The following is a 14,100-nucleotide window of genomic DNA, read 5'->3' on the forward strand; positions in this document are numbered from 1 at the left end:
AACCCGTGACCCCCGCAGCGCGCGTTCAGGCCGCGATAGACGTGCTCGACCTCGTGATCGAGGCGGCACGGGCGAACGGTGCGCCTGCCGACCGGCTCATTTCGGAATGGTTCCGCGCGCGCCGCTGGGCAGGCAGCGGGGATCGTCGTGCTGTGCGGGAACTGGCTTATCGCGCCATCCGCGCCTGCGGAGAAATCCCCGAAACAGGACGCGCCGCAATGCTGCGGGTGGCGACTGATGACGCGCCCTTGGCCGCTCTGTTCGACGGATCGCGCCATGCGCCCGCGCCGATCGACCCCGCGGAACCCGCCGCCGCCGCCGGTGTCGCGCCGGAATGGCTGATGCGGCGGCTTTTCGAGAGCGAAGTGGAAGGGCCGGAGGCGTTGCTCGACCGCGCGCCGCTGGACGTCCGCGTCAACACCCTGAAGGCGGCTTCGCCCGATCTTCCCGAGGGCGCAGAGAAAAGCGTGGCGGCCCATGGCTGGCGCTATCCGCCCGAAACCCGGATCGAACAGTCCGCCGCCTATCTTTCCGGCATGATCGAAGTGCAGGACACCGGCTCGCAGCTGACCTGCGAAGTCGTGGCCGCGCGCCCCGGGGAGACGGTGATCGACCTGTGCGCCGGGGCAGGCGGCAAGACCCTTGCGCTCGCCGCCGCGATGGACAACGCCGGAACGCTTGTGGCCTGCGATGCCGATCGGGCACGTCTGCAGCGCCTTCCGCCGCGCGCCGAGCGGGCCGGTGCTACCAATATCCGTACCGTCCTTCTCGACGCCAACCGCGAGATGCAGGCCCTCCAACCGTTCGTCGGCGCGGCGGACGCGGTTCTGGTGGATGCTCCCTGTTCCGGCACCGGGACATGGCGGCGCAACCCCGAAGCGCGCTGGCGGCTGACCGAAAAGCAGCTGGATCGCTACGCCGCCATCCAGTCGCGCCTGCTCGATGTGGCGGCCACGCTGGTGAAGCCGGGCGGGCGGCTGGTCTTCGTGACCTGTTCGCTGCTCGATGTCGAAGGCGCGGATCAGGCGCAGGGTTTCCTGGCCCGGCACCCCGACTGGCGCAGTGACAGGCCGGTTCTGCCCGCTGGCACCGCGCGGGGTCAGGGCATGCGGCTGTCGCCTTTCCATGATGGAACGGACGGATTTTTCGTCGCGCGCTTCGTTCGCCTGTGATAGCGTCGCGGCCATGATGAGGACGTCGAAGACCTCGGCCAAGGACTTGCTGATGCGTTATACGCCTGTTGCCGTTGCCCTTTCCCTGCTTGCCGCGACTTCTTCCAGCGTCCTTTTGTCGCAGCCGCCCGAACAGCTCGATCCGCGTGCATCCGCGCTGCTGGAAGAGGGGCGTAGTGCGGCTGCTGCCGGCAATATCGACGGCGCCATCGATGCATTTGAATCCGCGCTGACGGTTGAGCCGGGCAGCGTCACGGTGCTGCTCTCGTTGGCAGATGCCACCCGCCGGCAGGGTATGCAGGGCAAGGCGCTGCACTATTATCGCGTCGCCCTGACCACCGATCCGCGCAACGTCGCGGCGCTGGCGGGCGAAGGCGTGGCGCTGGCGGAAAAGGGCGCGACGGAAAAGGCCAGTCGCAATCTGGCCCGCCTGCAGACGCTTTGCGGCAAGGACTGCTCGGAAGCCCGTTCGCTGGCCTCCGCCATTGCCAAGGGTCCGTCGCCGCGCGTAGTCACCGCCGACGCGGTGACGCCCAAGACGGCGATCTCGGAGAATTGACGGCAGACGTCCCGGATCAGGCCCGGGACGACGGATCGATCAGATCAGCGCGCGAAATTCTTCGAGCACCGCGCGATAGACGCGCTTCTTGAAAGGCACGATCAGGTCAGGCAGCAGTTCCGGCTCGATCCACTTCCAGTCGGAAAACTCGGCAGGCTTGTGGGCGTTGAGGTCGATGTCGGCCTCCGTCCCATCGAAACGTGCAAGGAACCAGTGCTGGCGCTGGCCGCGATACTTGCCCTTCCATAGCTTGCCCATCAGTTCGGCAGGCAGGTCGTAGAGCAGTTCGTCCTTCGTCTGCGACAGCAGCGTGGCGGTCTTCGACGTAACGCCGGTTTCCTCCCACAGTTCGCGCAGGGCCGCTTCTTTCAGGTCTTCGCCGTCATCGACGCCGCCCTGTGGCATTTGCCAGAAATCACCTTCCTTGGTGTCGATCCGCTTGCCGACGAAAACCTTGCCGGCGGAGTTGACCAGCATGACGCCCACGCAGGGACGGTAGGGAAGGGACGAGAAGTCGTTCATCGAAATATGAAAATCCAGTGTGAAAAGGACCGGCTCTCTACGCGGATGTCCAGGAGGAGTTCCCATGCGTCGGCCATCCCGTCACGATGGCCGAACGGCGCGATTCGGGCCAGTCGATATTGTGCTTCACTGCGACGGACCGTGCGTTCGCCGGGCGATGACCGCAGGCGGGCTTGCCATCGTCGATCTCGAACCCGATAAAGCTTCGCCATGCAACCAGCGACAATCCATGGATAACCTGACGCACAGCCTGATGGGCTGGGCATTGGCCGAAACGGGCCTGAAGCGCCGCACGCGCAAGGGGCTGGCGGCCTGCGTGCTGGCGGCGAACATGCCCGACATCGACGTGTTCTTTGGCTGCGCGCCGTGGGAACCACTGGCGACCCATCGCGGGTTCACGCACGGGCTGGTGGGCGGGGTGCTGCTCATGCCGCCGCTGCTGGCGCTGCTGTTGTGGTTGCTCGACCGCTGGCAGGTGTCGCGGGGAGCGCTGTTCAGGAGCGGGCTTCCGATGCGGTTCGGCTGGCTGCTGGCGCTCTGTTACCTGGGCGCGATCACGCATCCGCTGCTGGACCTGCAGAACACTTATGCGATTCAGTTGCTGTCTCCCGCCAGCACGCAGTGGTTCCATACCGATGGGCTGTTCATCGTCTCGCCCTGGCTGCTGGCGATGGTGGGGGCCGGGATATGGGGCGCGCGGCGGCGAGCAAAGCCGGGTGCGGCAATCGCTGTCGTGGCGGGGGCGGTGGGCTTCATCGCCGTCAATATGGGAATTTCCGCTTTGGCGTGGCAGGCGACGCCGGGGCGCCCTGATCGCGTGTTCGCTTCGCCGCAACCGCTGCTGTTCTGGCGCCGGGACATGATTTGGCGGGGGAACGGCCTGATCGCCTACGGTCGGTTCGATCCGTTCAGGGGCATCGCCGTCGTGCCGGATGGGCCGCCGATCCCGGACCGCATGGACGATCCGCTGGTGCGCCGCGCCGGGGAGGCGACGGTGGAGGCGCGCAAGTTCCTGGCGTGGTCGCAACTGCCGATGGCGCGCGTGGACAAGGGGCATTGCATGGCGACCGTGACGTTCGGCGACGCGCGCTTCACCGGACCCCGGCTCAGCCGCAATTTCAACGTTTCGGTTCGGGTGCCGGTGCCGGGCTGCCGATGACCTCCTCCAGCGCTGCAGCCGTCATCCGGGCCGGGCGCGGGAGCAGGGCGGCGGCCAGGAACGCCCAGCCCGCACCGCCCAGCCATCCGGCGATCACGTCGGTCGGCCAGTGGACGCCCAGCCAGACCCGGCTCCACGCGATCGCCAGGGACAGGGCCATGGCGGTGCCGATGACCGTCCGGCGCACCGCTGGCCGCTTGCTCAGCGCCGCGAAAGCCAGCGCCATCGCGATATAGACGACCGCCGCGTTGAAGCTGTGGCCGCTGGGAAAGCTGTTGCCGCCCGCTTCCATCAGATGCGGCACGATCTGCGGGCGAGGGCGACCGACCAGTCCCTTAAGAGCACTGTTGACCGCCCAACCGCTCGCCACCGTCAACACCATCAGCGCCGCTTCCCGGCGCAGCCGCAGGAACAGCAGCGCCACTACCGCGCCCACCGCGAAGAGATTGCGCAGCAGCACGCCGCCCAGCGCAGTGACGTCGCGCACCGTTTCCAGCAGGCTGGGCGAGCCGGAGGGCTGCAGCGTGTCGTCGCGCCAGAACAGCAGGCCCGCGCGGTCCAGCCCCTGCGCATGGCCTGAATGAAGCGCCCAGGCAACGGCCAACACCCCCAGCCAGCAGCATAGCCCGGCGGCCACCAGCTTTGCAGGGGTAATACGAAAACCGTGTGCAGGAAGCGTCATCGGGCTAGGGAACGCGTGTAAGAGAAGGACGTTTCGCCGCTCATGAGTTCTCCTGTCATCGTCTGGCTGCGGCGCGACCTGCGCCTGTCCGACCAGCCCGCCATCGCAGAGGCCGCCCGCAAGGGGCCGGTGATACCCGTCTACGTCTGCGATGACGAGACGCCGAAACATCGGGCAATGGGCGCGGCTTCGCGATGGTGGCTGCACCATTCGCTGGAGCGGCTGGACGCCGACTTGCGGGACAAGGGGTCGCGACTGATCCTGCGGCACGGGCGCAGCGACGAGGTGCTTTCCGGGCTGGCCGAGGAAACCGGCGCCACGGAAGTCCACGCGCTGCACCACTACGAACCGTGGTGGCGCAATGCCGAGAAAGCCGTGGGCAACCGGCTGACGCTGCACCTGCATCATGGAAACTATCTGGCCCCGGCTGGGTCCGTCACCACCGGATCCGGCGGCCTCTACAAGATCTACACGCCGTTCTGGCGGGCACTGCGCGAACGCCTGCCCCCGCACGAACCGGAGCGGCGACCGCAGAGCATTCCCGCGCCGTCGAAATGGCCCGCTTCGGACAAGCTGGCCGACTGGAACCTGCTGCCGACCAAACCAGACTGGGCGGGAGGCATGCGCGCCATGTGGACGCCGGGAGAGGAAGGTGCCCGCAAGCGCCTGCACGCCTTCGTCGAGGAAGCTGCAGCCTACGAAGGGCAGCGCAACCTGCCGGGGGTGGAAGGCACGTCCATGCTGTCCCCCCACCTCCATTTCGGCGAGATTTCGCCGGCGCAGGTGTGGCACGCAGTGGCGGATGCGGGCGGCTCGGTGGGGACGTTCATGGGCGAGCTGGGCTGGCGCGACTATGCGCAGAACGTCATCCTGCAGTACCCCGACTACGGCAGCCATCATGCGCGCGATCCGTTCGGCGACTTTCCGTGGCGGCGCAGCACCCGCGATCTGGAAGCGTGGCAGCGGGGCCGCACCGGGTATCCCATCGTCGATGCCGGGATGCGCCAGCTGTGGCACACCGGCTGGATGCACAACCGCGTGCGCATGATCGTCGCCAGCTTCCTCGTGAAGCATCTGCTGATCGACTGGCGACAGGGCGAGCAGTGGTTCTGGGATACGCTGGTCGATGCGGACTACGGCAACAATTCGGTCAACTGGCAGTGGACCGCCGGATCGGGCGTGGACGCGAACATGTTCGTGCGGATCATGGCTCCGCTGACGCAGTCCGAGAAGTTCGATTCGGCCAGCTACATCCGCGAATGGGTGCCGGAACTGGCCGAACTGTCGGACGCGGACATCCACGATCCTCCTGCCGCAAGGCGCCCGAAGAGCTATCCCGAGAAGCTGATCGAGCACCGCGACGCGCGCGAACGGGCGCTTTCGGCATGGCAGCAGGCCAAGGCAGGCTGAGGCTCTCTTAGGCAATTGCCCAAGGTCGCTTTCAAGTCCATGATCCGCGCATGAACGCACAAGTGCCGGGCAGGGGTGGGGAACTGGTCGCAGGCGGACGCGCCATCGGCGTCGGATCGCAGTGGCTTGCGCGGTTGTGGTCGGGCGGGGTGCATCGCATCCTCGACCGCATCGACCGGGGGCTTGAGCGTGGCTCGATCCTGGCAACCCTTCCGGGCGGTGAAACGCGGCTGCTGGGCGGGCGTGCATCGGGCTTCGATGCCGTGGTGGACGTTCGCAGCTGGCGCGCGCTGCTGCGGCTGGCAACGACGGGGTCTGTGGGCTGGTATCAGGCCTGGGATCTGGGCGAATGGGACAGTTCCGATCCCGTGCCGCTGTTCGCGCTGTTCATGGACAATGCCATCGCGCTGGGGGACACGGGCCGCGCGCATGGGCCGTGGCGGTGGCTGACGCGCACGATCCACGCGCTTAACCGCAATACCCGCAAGGGTTCGCTGCGCAACATCCACGCGCACTACGATCTGGGCAACGACTTCTACGAGCAGTGGCTGGGCGAGACGATGCTCTATTCCAGCGCGCTCTACGAAGGCATCGCTCCCGGACCCAACCCCTATGCGCAGTTCGTGACCGAACTGGACGTGGCGCAGTCTGCGAAGACGGGTGCGATCCTCGACCGGCTCGAACTTCAGCCCGGCGACCGCGTGCTGGAGATCGGCTGCGGCTGGGGCACGCTGGCGGCCTTCGTGGCCAGCCATGCGGGCGTCCATGTCGATGCGATCAGCCTTTCGGACGAACAACTGACTTATGCCCGCAGCCGCTGGAGCATCGAGAGCGGCGGCAGCGTGGACTTTCGCAAGCAGGACTATCGCGACGTGTCCGGCCAGTACGATGCGATCATGTCGGTGGAGATGGTGGAGGCGGTGGGCCGTGCCTACTGGCCAGCGTTCCTCGACTGCATAGCGCGCACCCTCAAGCCCGGCGGCGTCGCGGCGCTGCAGCTGATCTCGATGCCGGACGACATCTTCGAAGGGTATGCCGCCAGCGCCGACTTCATCCAGACCTTCATCTTCCCCGGCGGTATGCTGATCAAGGAAAGCGAGTTCCGCGCCCTTGCGCAGCAGCGCGGCTTGCAGTGGAAGGATCGGCGCGGGTTTGGCCCCGATTACGCCCGGACCTTGCGCGAATGGCGCGCGCGTTTCGATGCCGCAGTGGACGAAGGGCGTCTGCCTGCCGGGTTCGACGAACGCTTTGTGCGGCTATGGCGCTTCTACCTGATGTACTGCGAAGGCGGGTTCCTGGGCGGCGGCATCGACGTGGCGCAAGTGACGCTGGTGAAGACGCCTCAGGTCAGCGCCGGTCGCGGTTCCAGCGGGTCATGATCGCGTCGAGATCTGCCGGCTCCAGCAGATGTTCGAAGGCGCAGCCGACCAGACCGTTTTCCCACCACACGACTTTGGCGGGTAGCGCCCCTTCCTTGCCGGGCAGGGTCAGCCAGCACATCGTGCGCGGCGCGATGGGATTCATCACCGTGGCGGAAAAGCCGGAGAGCGACAGGTCGCGCACCGCCGTCTGCAGGCTCTTGGCGCCGGATGGACGCAGCGTGGCGGGGATGGAAATGCGGTTGCGCACGGCGCTGCGATCTTCCTGCGCAGCGGCGGCGTAGCGTTCCTGCTGGGTATGATCCATAAGCGGCCTCGCGCGTTTCCGACGCCTTTACAACGCCGGATCAGCGGGATGTGTCCCAGATCGGGGTTACGATCCGCTTACTGCGGTTCGTTAACCGGCGCGTTAACCGTTTCGCGATGGCCGGTGGCGAAGCCTTCGCCGAGCAGCGCCGTCAACCGGTCCGCCACGGCTTCAGGCGGCTTGACAGAGGCAGGCGCTTCGCCGGGATAGGCGCGCGCGCGCATCGCCGTGCGGGTGGCGCCGGGATTGACGATGGCAACCCGGATCTTCGAGGTCTTTTCGGTTTCCTGCGCGTAGCAGTCCAGCAGCACCTCGAACGCGGCCTTGGTGGCGCCATAGGCACCCCAATAGGCGCGCGGAGCCTGCGCCACGGTGGTGGTCAGGCCAACGACGCGGGCATTCGCGCTCTTCTTCAGCAGCGGATCGAAGTTGGCGATCAGCGCCTGCGTGGAGAGCACGTTGGTGGTGAGCGCCTTGTTGAACGCGCGCTGGTCGATGTCGGCCACGCTGGTCAGTTCGGGCAGGACCGCCGCGTTGATGACCAGCATGTCCAGCCTGCCCCAGCGGTCCTGTATGGCGCTGGCAAGGCGGGCGATGCCATCCGGCTCCACAAGATCGACAGGCGCGATGGTGGCAGAGCCGCCCGCTTCGTAGATGCGCTCTTCGACCCGTTCCAGCGCCTTGGTATCACGGCCCGTCAGGACGACGTGCGCACCCTGCGCCGCCAGTGAGACTGCCGTGGCCTCGCCGATGCCACGGCTGGCGCCAGTGACCAGAGCGACCTGATCCGCGAACATCATGCCCCCGGAACTCATGCGGCGTTCAGTTCCGCGAAACGGTCCGTGAAGTCGGTCAGCTTCGTCGGATAATCGCCGGTGAAGCAGGCGTCGCAGAACTGCGGGCACTTCTTGGCGCGCTTTTCCTCTCCGACCGCACGGTACAGGCCGTCGATGGAGACGAAGGCAAGACTGTCTGCCTTGATGAAGTCAGCCATCGCTTCCGTATCCATGGTCGCGGCGAGCAGCTTGGAACGTTCAGGCGTGTCGACGCCGTAGAAGCACGAGTTTTCGGTCGGCGGGCTGGCGATGCGCATGTGCACTTCGGCAGCGCCGGCATCGCGCATCATCTCGACGATCTTCTTCGAGGTCGTGCCGCGCACGATCGAATCGTCGATGAGGATGATGCGCTTGCCTTCGACGATGGCGCGGTTTGCGTTGTGCTTGCGCTTGACGTCGGCATGGCGCGCGGCGTCACCGGGCTGGATGAAGGTGCGGCCCACGTAGTGCGAGCGGATGATGCCCAGTTCGAACGGGATGCCGGACTGCTGCGCATAGCCGATGGCGGCGGGGACGCCGCTGTCTGGCACCGGGATCACCACGTCGGCGTCGGCGAAGGCTTCCTTGGCCAGTTCCATGCCGATCTGCTTGCGCACCTGGTAGACCGAGCGGCCATCCATGACCGAATCGGGGCGCGAGAAGTAGACATGCTCGAAGATGCACGGGCGCGGCGAGGGGTTGCCGAACGGGCGGTGGCTGGAAATCGTGCCCTTATGATCGACCTGCACCAGTTCGCCCGGTTCGATCGAGCGGACGAACTCGGCACCGATGACGTCGAATGCCACGGTTTCGGATGCGAAAACGGTGGCGTCGCCGATGCGGCCCATCACCAGAGGGCGGATGCCCAGTGGGTCACGGCACGCGATCATGCCTTCTGCCGTTGTGCAGATCAGCGAATAGGCGCCCTCGACCATGCGCAGCGCATCGACGAAGCGGTCGAGCAGCGTGGGATAGCGGCTGGTGGCGACGAGGTGAATGATGACCTCGGTGTCCGAGGTCGATTGGAAGATCGAACCCTTGGACACGAGGTCGCGTTTCAGCGTCATCGCGTTGGAAATGTTGCCGTTGTGGGCGATGGAGAAACCGCCCGCCGCAAGGTCGGCGAACAGCGGCTGGACGTTGCGCAGACCCGAACCGCCGGTGGTGGCGTAGCGCACATGACCCGACGCCATCGAGCCGGGCAGGGTGTCCACTTCCTTCTGGCTGAACACCTGCGCAACATGGCCGATGCCGCGGTGGGAGTGGAATTCAGCCCCCGAGAAGCTGGTGATGCCCACCGCCTCCTGCCCGCGATGCTGGAGGGAATGAAGTCCGGCGGCAGTGATCGCCGCAGCTTCGTTCGCACCGATGACGCCGAAGATACCGCACTCTTCGCGCAGTTTGTCCCCGTCGGCATCAAGGAAGGGGTGTGTCATGTTCATGGTGTTTTTCCAGCCCGCTGGCGCGTCTCAACGCGAGGCGCATTTGGCTGCGATCGCGTCGAAAAGCAAGGGGGAAGGAACAGTCCGCCGGACGCGGCGTTATGTGCGCCCGCGTTGTGACGGGAGAATGACGGCTGTCCCTTGCGCAAGATGGCTTTGACAAGCGCAGTGCAAGCGGAGTTTGAAGCGGAACCTGAACGCATCTGCTTTGTTCCCGCTCAGCCTGAGCCTGTCGAGAGCCTTGCGCCCTCGGCGCAACCTTGCCAGTCGCTCCGCCGCCCCCTAATGCCTCCTGCATCTCTTCAAGACGGACTTCCTCGCTTGATCCTATCCCCTTTTGAATGGACCATCGCCAAGCGCTACATGCTGCCCGGCAAGGGTGAGCGCTTCATCGCGCTGGTCGCCGGCATCAGCCTTGTCGCGGTGATGCTGGGCGTTGCCGCGCTGGTCATTGTCATGAGCGTGATGAACGGCTTTCGCGCCGAGCTTTTCGACAAGATCGTCAACCTCAACGGCCATGGGATCATCCAGGCCTACGGCGGTCGGCTCGACAACTGGGAAGGCGTGCTGGCTGACGTGCGCAAGACGCCGGGCGTCGTCCATGCTTCTCCGCTGATCGACCAGCCGTTGGTGGTGACGTTCAACGGACGGGTCGAAGGCGTGCAGGTGCGCGGCCAGACGGGCGAGGACATCAACCGCATCTCGGACAAGGTGAAGGCGGGCAACCTTGCGGAAGTTCGCCCCGGTTCGGACACGGTCGCGATCGGCACGCAACTGGCGCAGAACCTGGGCGTGCAGGTGGGCGATGTCATCACCGTGCTCAACCCGCTGGGCCGCTCCACCCCGTTCGGGACGGTGCCGCGATCGGTCGCCTACCGGGTGGCGGCGATCTTCGAGATCGGCGTCTACGACTATGACAACAGCTTTGTCGTCATGCCGATCAAGGACGCGCAGACGCTGCTGCTGACGGGCGATTCGATCGGCATGATCGAGGTCACCACCGACAATCCCGACCGTGTCGGCCAGATTCTTGCACCGCTGTCCCGCCAGCTTCAGGGACGCGCCGTCGTCACGGACTGGCGCACCATCAACGCCTCGCTGTTCGAGGCGCTGGCGGTGGAGCGCGTGGCGATGTTCGTGATCCTCTCGATCATCGTGCTGGTGGCGGTGTTCAACATCCTCTCCTCACTCATCATGCTGGTACGCGCGAAGACCCGCGACATCGCCATCCTGCGTACAATGGGCGCCACGCGGCGTTCGCTGCTCAAGGTCTTCGTGACGGCGGGCTTCTGCATCGGCGCGATGGGCACCGTGGCGGGCGTGATCATCGGCTTCATCTTCCTCTATTTCCGCCAGCCCATCGTGCATCTGGTCGAGATCCTGACAGGCCAGAACCTGTGGGATCCCTCCATCCGCTTCCTGACCGAGCTGCCCGCGCGCTCCGACCCGGTGGAGATCGCCACGATCTGCGTCATGAGCCTCGTGTTCAGCTTCCTTGCCACGCTCTACCCCGCATACAAGGCGGCGAGCACCGATCCCGTGCAGGTACTGCGTTATGAATGACGTTTCCAACCCCGTAGTTCGCCTGACCGATGTGACCCGCAGCTTCGAGCAGGGCGGCGTCCGCATCGACGTTCTGCGCGGCGTGAACCTTGAGGTTCGCCCCGGAGAGATCGTGGCGCTGCTCGGCCCGTCAGGCTCGGGCAAGTCGACGATGCTGCAGGCGATCGGCCTGCTCGAGGGCGGCTTTGGCGGAAAGATCGAGATCGCCGGCATCGACGCAAGCAGGCTGGGCAAGGACGAGCGCGCGGCCGTGCGGCGCGACCACATCGGTTTCGTCTACCAGTTCCATCACCTGCTGCCCGATTTCAACGCGATCGAGAACGTGGTGCTGCCCCAGCTCATCACCGGCAGGCCGCGCGCGGAATGCGAGACCCGCGCCACCGAACTGCTGACCGCGCTGGGCCTCGGCCAGCGGCTGGAGCATCGTCCCAGCAAGCTGTCGGGCGGCGAACAGCAGCGCGTTGCCGTGGCCCGCGCGCTTGCCAATCGCCCGCACATGGTCCTGGCGGACGAGCCGACCGGCAACCTCGACGAAGCCACCGCGGACAAGGTCTTTGCCCAGTTCCTGGCGCTTGTAAGGGGTGAGGGCAGTGCGGCGCTGGTGGCCACGCATAACGAACGGCTGGCCGCTGCCATGGACCGGGTGGTCCGTCTGCACGATGGGGTTCTTACTTAACACAAGTTACGGAACCGCCGTTGCGCTCAGGGTTTTCCTTTCCCACATCAGACGTCCAAACGACCAGTAAAAAGGACCGCGCCCATGAGCGACACTCCGTCCACGATCGAGACCGGCAACACGTATCCCAAGGGGTTCGGCTGGGACGATTCGGCCGAACTGCATAAGTGCGAGGACGGGGGCGGGCTGTTTCACCGGTTCAAGACGATCCGGCGCGGCACCGTGGCGCAGCTGATCGCTTTCGTGATGGGCCTGCCCGAGGACAAGCAGGATGATTACGCCATCCAGAAGGACGGCGACCACACGCTGCGCATCGGCGAAATCCGCCGCCTTTCCCGCCGCGACGATTTTCCCGCGCAGTAAGGGGCTCCGTGCAATTATGGCAGCCGATCCCCGCACAATTGCGGACTTCACCGCCACGCTGCCCAATGGCGAGAAGACCAGCCTTGCCGATCGCGTCGGCAAAGTGGTCCTCGTCGTCAACACCGCCAGCAAGTGCGGCTTCACCCCGCAGTATGCCGGGTTGGAAGAACTGTGGCGCAGGCACCGGGACCAGGGGTTCGAGGTGGTCGCCTTCCCCTGCAACCAGTTCGGCGGGCAGGAGCCGGGCGATGCCGACGAAATCGCGTCGTTCTGCGACGTCAATTTCGGTCTGTCCTTCCCGCTGATGGGCAAGGTGGATGTCAATGGCCAGAACGCCGATCCGCTGTTCGACTGGCTCAAGGCCGAGGCGCCCGGCGTGCTTGGATCGAAGTTGATCAAGTGGAACTTCACCAAGTTCCTGATCGACCGTGCCGGCAAAGTGGTGCGCCGCTATGCTCCCACGGATAAGCCCGCCGCGCTGGAAAAGGATATCGAACGCCTGCTGAAGGCGCCTGCGCAAACCTGATCCGATATCGCGGCATCTGCCGCCGCACCTCTTGGCAGGATGGCCTGCCGGATGGCACTCGGTCTAACGCCGACCCGCTCTGCGTAAGGTGGCGATTCTCAACGGGGGACGTTGCGTGAAGTTCCATTCTCTCATGCTGCCTGTCGCGGTGGTTCTTCTGGCCGCCATCGCCTGCGCGCCGCTCGCCGTGGCCGATCCCGTCGCCGGGACGCCGGGCGGCGAAGTCAGGGGCGCGCAGGCTCACGGCGTCGTCAGTTGGAAGGGGATCCCGTTTGCCGCGCCGCCGACTGGTGACCTGCGCTGGCGGGCGCCGCAGCCGGTCGCATCCTGGCAGGGCGTGCGCGATGCGACCGCCTACGGGCATGATTGCATGCAGAAGCCGTTCCCCAGCGATGCAGCGCCCCTTGGCACGCCACCGGCAGAGGACTGCCTCTACCTCAACGTCTGGAAGCCCGAAGGGGCAAAGGGCAAGCTGCCGGTGCTGGTGTGGATCTATGGCGGCGGCTTCGTCAACGGCGGCTCCTCGCCCCCCACGTATGCGGGGGATGAACTGGCGCGCAAGGGCGTGATGGTGGTAAGCTTCAACTACCGGCTCGGTCGTTTCGGTACGTTCGCCCACCCGGCGCTTGCGGCCGCGAATGCCGATGGCGGGCTGCTGGGGAATTACGGCACACTGGATCAGGTTGCCGCGCTCAAGTGGGTGCGCGCCAATATTGCGGCCTTCGGTGGCGATTCGGCGAATGTCACTGTCATCGGAGAAAGCGCGGGCGGTATGTCGATCCACATGCTGCTCACTTCTCCGCTCAACCGTGGCCTGTTCGACCGCGCCATCATCATGTCCGGCGGCAACGGTTCTGCGCTGGGAACAGGCGGACTTGCCGAAGCGATGGAAGTCGGCGCGGCTTTTGCTGCACGCAAAGGCGTGAAGGCCAAGGATCCACGGGCACTGGCAAAGCTGCGCGCGCTTCCGGCGGAACAGGTAGTGGACGGCCTGAACCTGGCTGGCGTGTTCGGCGGGCCCAAACCGCCATTCTCGTCCCCCTTCGTCGATGGCCGGATCGTGGTCGATCCTGCGAAGGCCTACATGGCAGGGCAATTCGACAAGATCCCGGTGATGATCGGCGCAACCAGCGGCGACATCGGCGGCGCGGATGGCTTCATGGTCAAGGGCGCCCGTGATCTGGCCGGTACGCTGGCCAGAGCAGGATCGCCGGTCTACGCCTATCGCTTTTCCTATGTGGCATCGTCCCTGAAAGATCCTGCCGCCGGTCATGCCAGCGACATCCCGTTCTTCTTCGATACGCAGGCGATCAAGTATGGCCACGCCACCACTGCGCGCGACAATGCCGTGGGCGAGACGATCAGCGATGCCATCGTCGCCTTTGCGAAGTCGGGCGGCCCCAATGGCGGTACACTGCCCGCATGGCCCCGCTACGATCCCGGCAAGGACGTAATCATGGATTTTGCCGCCGACGGCACGGCCCGCGTCGGGCCTGATCCGTTGACGAAACGCCACTGATCCCTT

At 65.7% G+C, this 14,100-nt stretch carries 15 protein-coding genes; 10 read left to right on the forward strand and 5 right to left on the reverse strand.

The window, feature by feature from the left end; translation table 11 throughout:
• The first annotated feature begins 5 nt into the window (after positions 1-5).
• The gene (locus tag GGR40_RS01540) at positions 6-1,172 is read left to right on the forward strand and encodes an RsmB/NOP family class I SAM-dependent RNA methyltransferase (RefSeq protein ID WP_429274433.1); all 1,167 of its coding nucleotides are present in this window, start codon (positions 6-8) and stop codon (positions 1,170-1,172) included.
• A gap of 13 nt (positions 1,173-1,185) precedes the next feature.
• On the forward strand, positions 1,186-1,731 hold the full coding sequence (locus GGR40_RS01545; protein ID WP_429274434.1) for a tetratricopeptide repeat protein: 546 nt from the start codon (positions 1,186-1,188) through the stop codon (positions 1,729-1,731).
• A gap of 39 nt (positions 1,732-1,770) precedes the next feature.
• On the opposite strand, the gene GGR40_RS01550 is transcribed toward GGR40_RS01545, so the two are convergent.
• Positions 1,771-2,253: an RNA pyrophosphohydrolase gene (locus GGR40_RS01550; RefSeq protein WP_429274435.1), complete on the reverse strand. Its 483-nt coding sequence runs from the start codon at positions 2,251-2,253 to the stop codon at positions 1,771-1,773.
• Between the two features lie 229 nt (positions 2,254-2,482).
• Between GGR40_RS01550 and GGR40_RS01555 the strand changes: the two genes are divergently transcribed.
• The gene (locus tag GGR40_RS01555) at positions 2,483-3,412 is read left to right on the forward strand and encodes a metal-dependent hydrolase (RefSeq protein WP_429274436.1); all 930 of its coding nucleotides are present in this window, start codon (positions 2,483-2,485) and stop codon (positions 3,410-3,412) included.
• Here the strand turns inward: GGR40_RS01555 and GGR40_RS01560 are convergent.
• Positions 3,372-4,094: a phosphatase PAP2 family protein gene (locus tag GGR40_RS01560; protein ID WP_429274437.1), complete on the reverse strand. Its 723-nt coding sequence runs from the start codon at positions 4,092-4,094 to the stop codon at positions 3,372-3,374. The two genes, GGR40_RS01555 and GGR40_RS01560, sit on opposite strands and share 41 nt — an antisense overlap.
• A gap of 42 nt (positions 4,095-4,136) precedes the next feature.
• Here GGR40_RS01560 and GGR40_RS01565 point away from each other — a divergent pair, with 42 nt between their 5' ends.
• The gene (locus tag GGR40_RS01565) at positions 4,137-5,504 is read left to right on the forward strand and encodes a cryptochrome/photolyase family protein (protein ID WP_429274438.1); all 1,368 of its coding nucleotides are present in this window, start codon (positions 4,137-4,139) and stop codon (positions 5,502-5,504) included.
• 50 nt (positions 5,505-5,554) lie between these two features.
• The gene (locus GGR40_RS01570; RefSeq protein ID WP_429274439.1) at positions 5,555-6,883 is read left to right on the forward strand and encodes a class I SAM-dependent methyltransferase; all 1,329 of its coding nucleotides are present in this window, start codon (positions 5,555-5,557) and stop codon (positions 6,881-6,883) included.
• Here GGR40_RS01570 and GGR40_RS01575 read toward each other — a convergent pair.
• From GGR40_RS01575 to purF, 3 genes are all read right to left on the reverse strand, one after another.
• Positions 6,852-7,190: a PilZ domain-containing protein gene (locus tag GGR40_RS01575; protein WP_429274440.1), complete on the reverse strand. Its 339-nt coding sequence runs from the start codon at positions 7,188-7,190 to the stop codon at positions 6,852-6,854. The two genes, GGR40_RS01570 and GGR40_RS01575, sit on opposite strands and share 32 nt — an antisense overlap.
• Before the next feature lie 77 nt (positions 7,191-7,267).
• Positions 7,268-8,005, reverse strand: coding sequence for an SDR family NAD(P)-dependent oxidoreductase (locus tag GGR40_RS01580; protein ID WP_429274441.1), 738 nt, complete (start codon positions 8,003-8,005; stop codon positions 7,268-7,270).
• Entirely contained in the window at positions 8,002-9,447 is a 1,446-nt protein-coding gene (purF, locus tag GGR40_RS01585; protein ID WP_429274442.1) for an amidophosphoribosyltransferase, read from the reverse strand. Before purF ends, GGR40_RS01580 begins: the two co-directional genes overlap by 4 nt.
• Positions 9,448-9,768: 321 nt before the next feature.
• On the opposite strand from purF, the gene GGR40_RS01590 reads away from it, so the two are divergent.
• The 5 genes from GGR40_RS01590 (at position 9,769) to GGR40_RS01610 (ending at position 14,094) form a co-directional block, all read left to right on the forward strand.
• Entirely contained in the window at positions 9,769-11,010 is a 1,242-nt protein-coding gene (locus GGR40_RS01590) for a lipoprotein-releasing ABC transporter permease subunit (RefSeq protein ID WP_429274443.1), read from the forward strand.
• A complete protein-coding gene (locus GGR40_RS01595) occupies positions 11,003-11,686 on the forward strand; it encodes an ABC transporter ATP-binding protein (RefSeq protein WP_429274444.1) in 684 nt (227 codons plus the stop codon). Before GGR40_RS01590 ends, GGR40_RS01595 begins: the two co-directional genes overlap by 8 nt.
• A gap of 84 nt (positions 11,687-11,770) precedes the next feature.
• The gene (locus tag GGR40_RS01600) at positions 11,771-12,049 is read left to right on the forward strand and encodes a hypothetical protein (RefSeq protein ID WP_429274445.1); all 279 of its coding nucleotides are present in this window, start codon (positions 11,771-11,773) and stop codon (positions 12,047-12,049) included.
• A gap of 16 nt (positions 12,050-12,065) precedes the next feature.
• A complete protein-coding gene (locus tag GGR40_RS01605) occupies positions 12,066-12,575 on the forward strand; it encodes a glutathione peroxidase (RefSeq protein WP_429274446.1) in 510 nt (169 codons plus the stop codon).
• Between the two features lie 133 nt (positions 12,576-12,708).
• Positions 12,709-14,094 carry a carboxylesterase/lipase family protein gene (locus GGR40_RS01610; RefSeq protein ID WP_429275198.1) on the forward strand — a complete coding sequence of 462 codons (1,386 nt, stop codon included), beginning with the start codon at positions 12,709-12,711 and terminating at the stop codon, positions 14,092-14,094.
• Positions 14,095-14,100: the final 6 nt, after the last annotated feature.

Origin of the sequence: Novosphingobium gossypii, from assembly GCF_050433305.1 — a bacterium.
Taxonomy (GTDB): domain Bacteria; phylum Pseudomonadota; class Alphaproteobacteria; order Sphingomonadales; family Sphingomonadaceae; genus Novosphingobium; species Novosphingobium gossypii.

Coding starts and splice junctions, on each gene's coding strand:
- GGR40_RS01595 (WP_429274444.1), top strand. CDS start 11,003: ATGAATGACGTTTCCAACCCCGTAGTTCGCCTGACCGATGTGACCCGC.
- GGR40_RS01555 (WP_429274436.1), top strand. CDS start 2,483: ATGGATAACCTGACGCACAGCCTGATGGGCTGGGCATTGGCCGAAACG.
- GGR40_RS01565 (WP_429274438.1), top strand. CDS start 4,137: ATGAGTTCTCCTGTCATCGTCTGGCTGCGGCGCGACCTGCGCCTGTCC.
- GGR40_RS01605 (WP_429274446.1), top strand. CDS start 12,066: ATGGCAGCCGATCCCCGCACAATTGCGGACTTCACCGCCACGCTGCCC.
- GGR40_RS01575 (WP_429274440.1), bottom strand. CDS start 7,190: ATGGATCATACCCAGCAGGAACGCTACGCCGCCGCTGCGCAGGAAGAT.
- GGR40_RS01550 (WP_429274435.1), bottom strand. CDS start 2,253: ATGAACGACTTCTCGTCCCTTCCCTACCGTCCCTGCGTGGGCGTCATG.
- GGR40_RS01560 (WP_429274437.1), bottom strand. CDS start 4,094: ATGACGCTTCCTGCACACGGTTTTCGTATTACCCCTGCAAAGCTGGTG.
- GGR40_RS01545 (WP_429274434.1), top strand. CDS start 1,186: ATGATGAGGACGTCGAAGACCTCGGCCAAGGACTTGCTGATGCGTTAT.
- GGR40_RS01600 (WP_429274445.1), top strand. CDS start 11,771: ATGAGCGACACTCCGTCCACGATCGAGACCGGCAACACGTATCCCAAG.
- GGR40_RS01610 (WP_429275198.1), top strand. CDS start 12,709: ATGCTGCCTGTCGCGGTGGTTCTTCTGGCCGCCATCGCCTGCGCGCCG.
- GGR40_RS01570 (WP_429274439.1), top strand. CDS start 5,555: ATGAACGCACAAGTGCCGGGCAGGGGTGGGGAACTGGTCGCAGGCGGA.
- purF (WP_429274442.1), bottom strand. CDS start 9,447: ATGAACATGACACACCCCTTCCTTGATGCCGACGGGGACAAACTGCGC.
- GGR40_RS01580 (WP_429274441.1), bottom strand. CDS start 8,005: ATGAGTTCCGGGGGCATGATGTTCGCGGATCAGGTCGCTCTGGTCACT.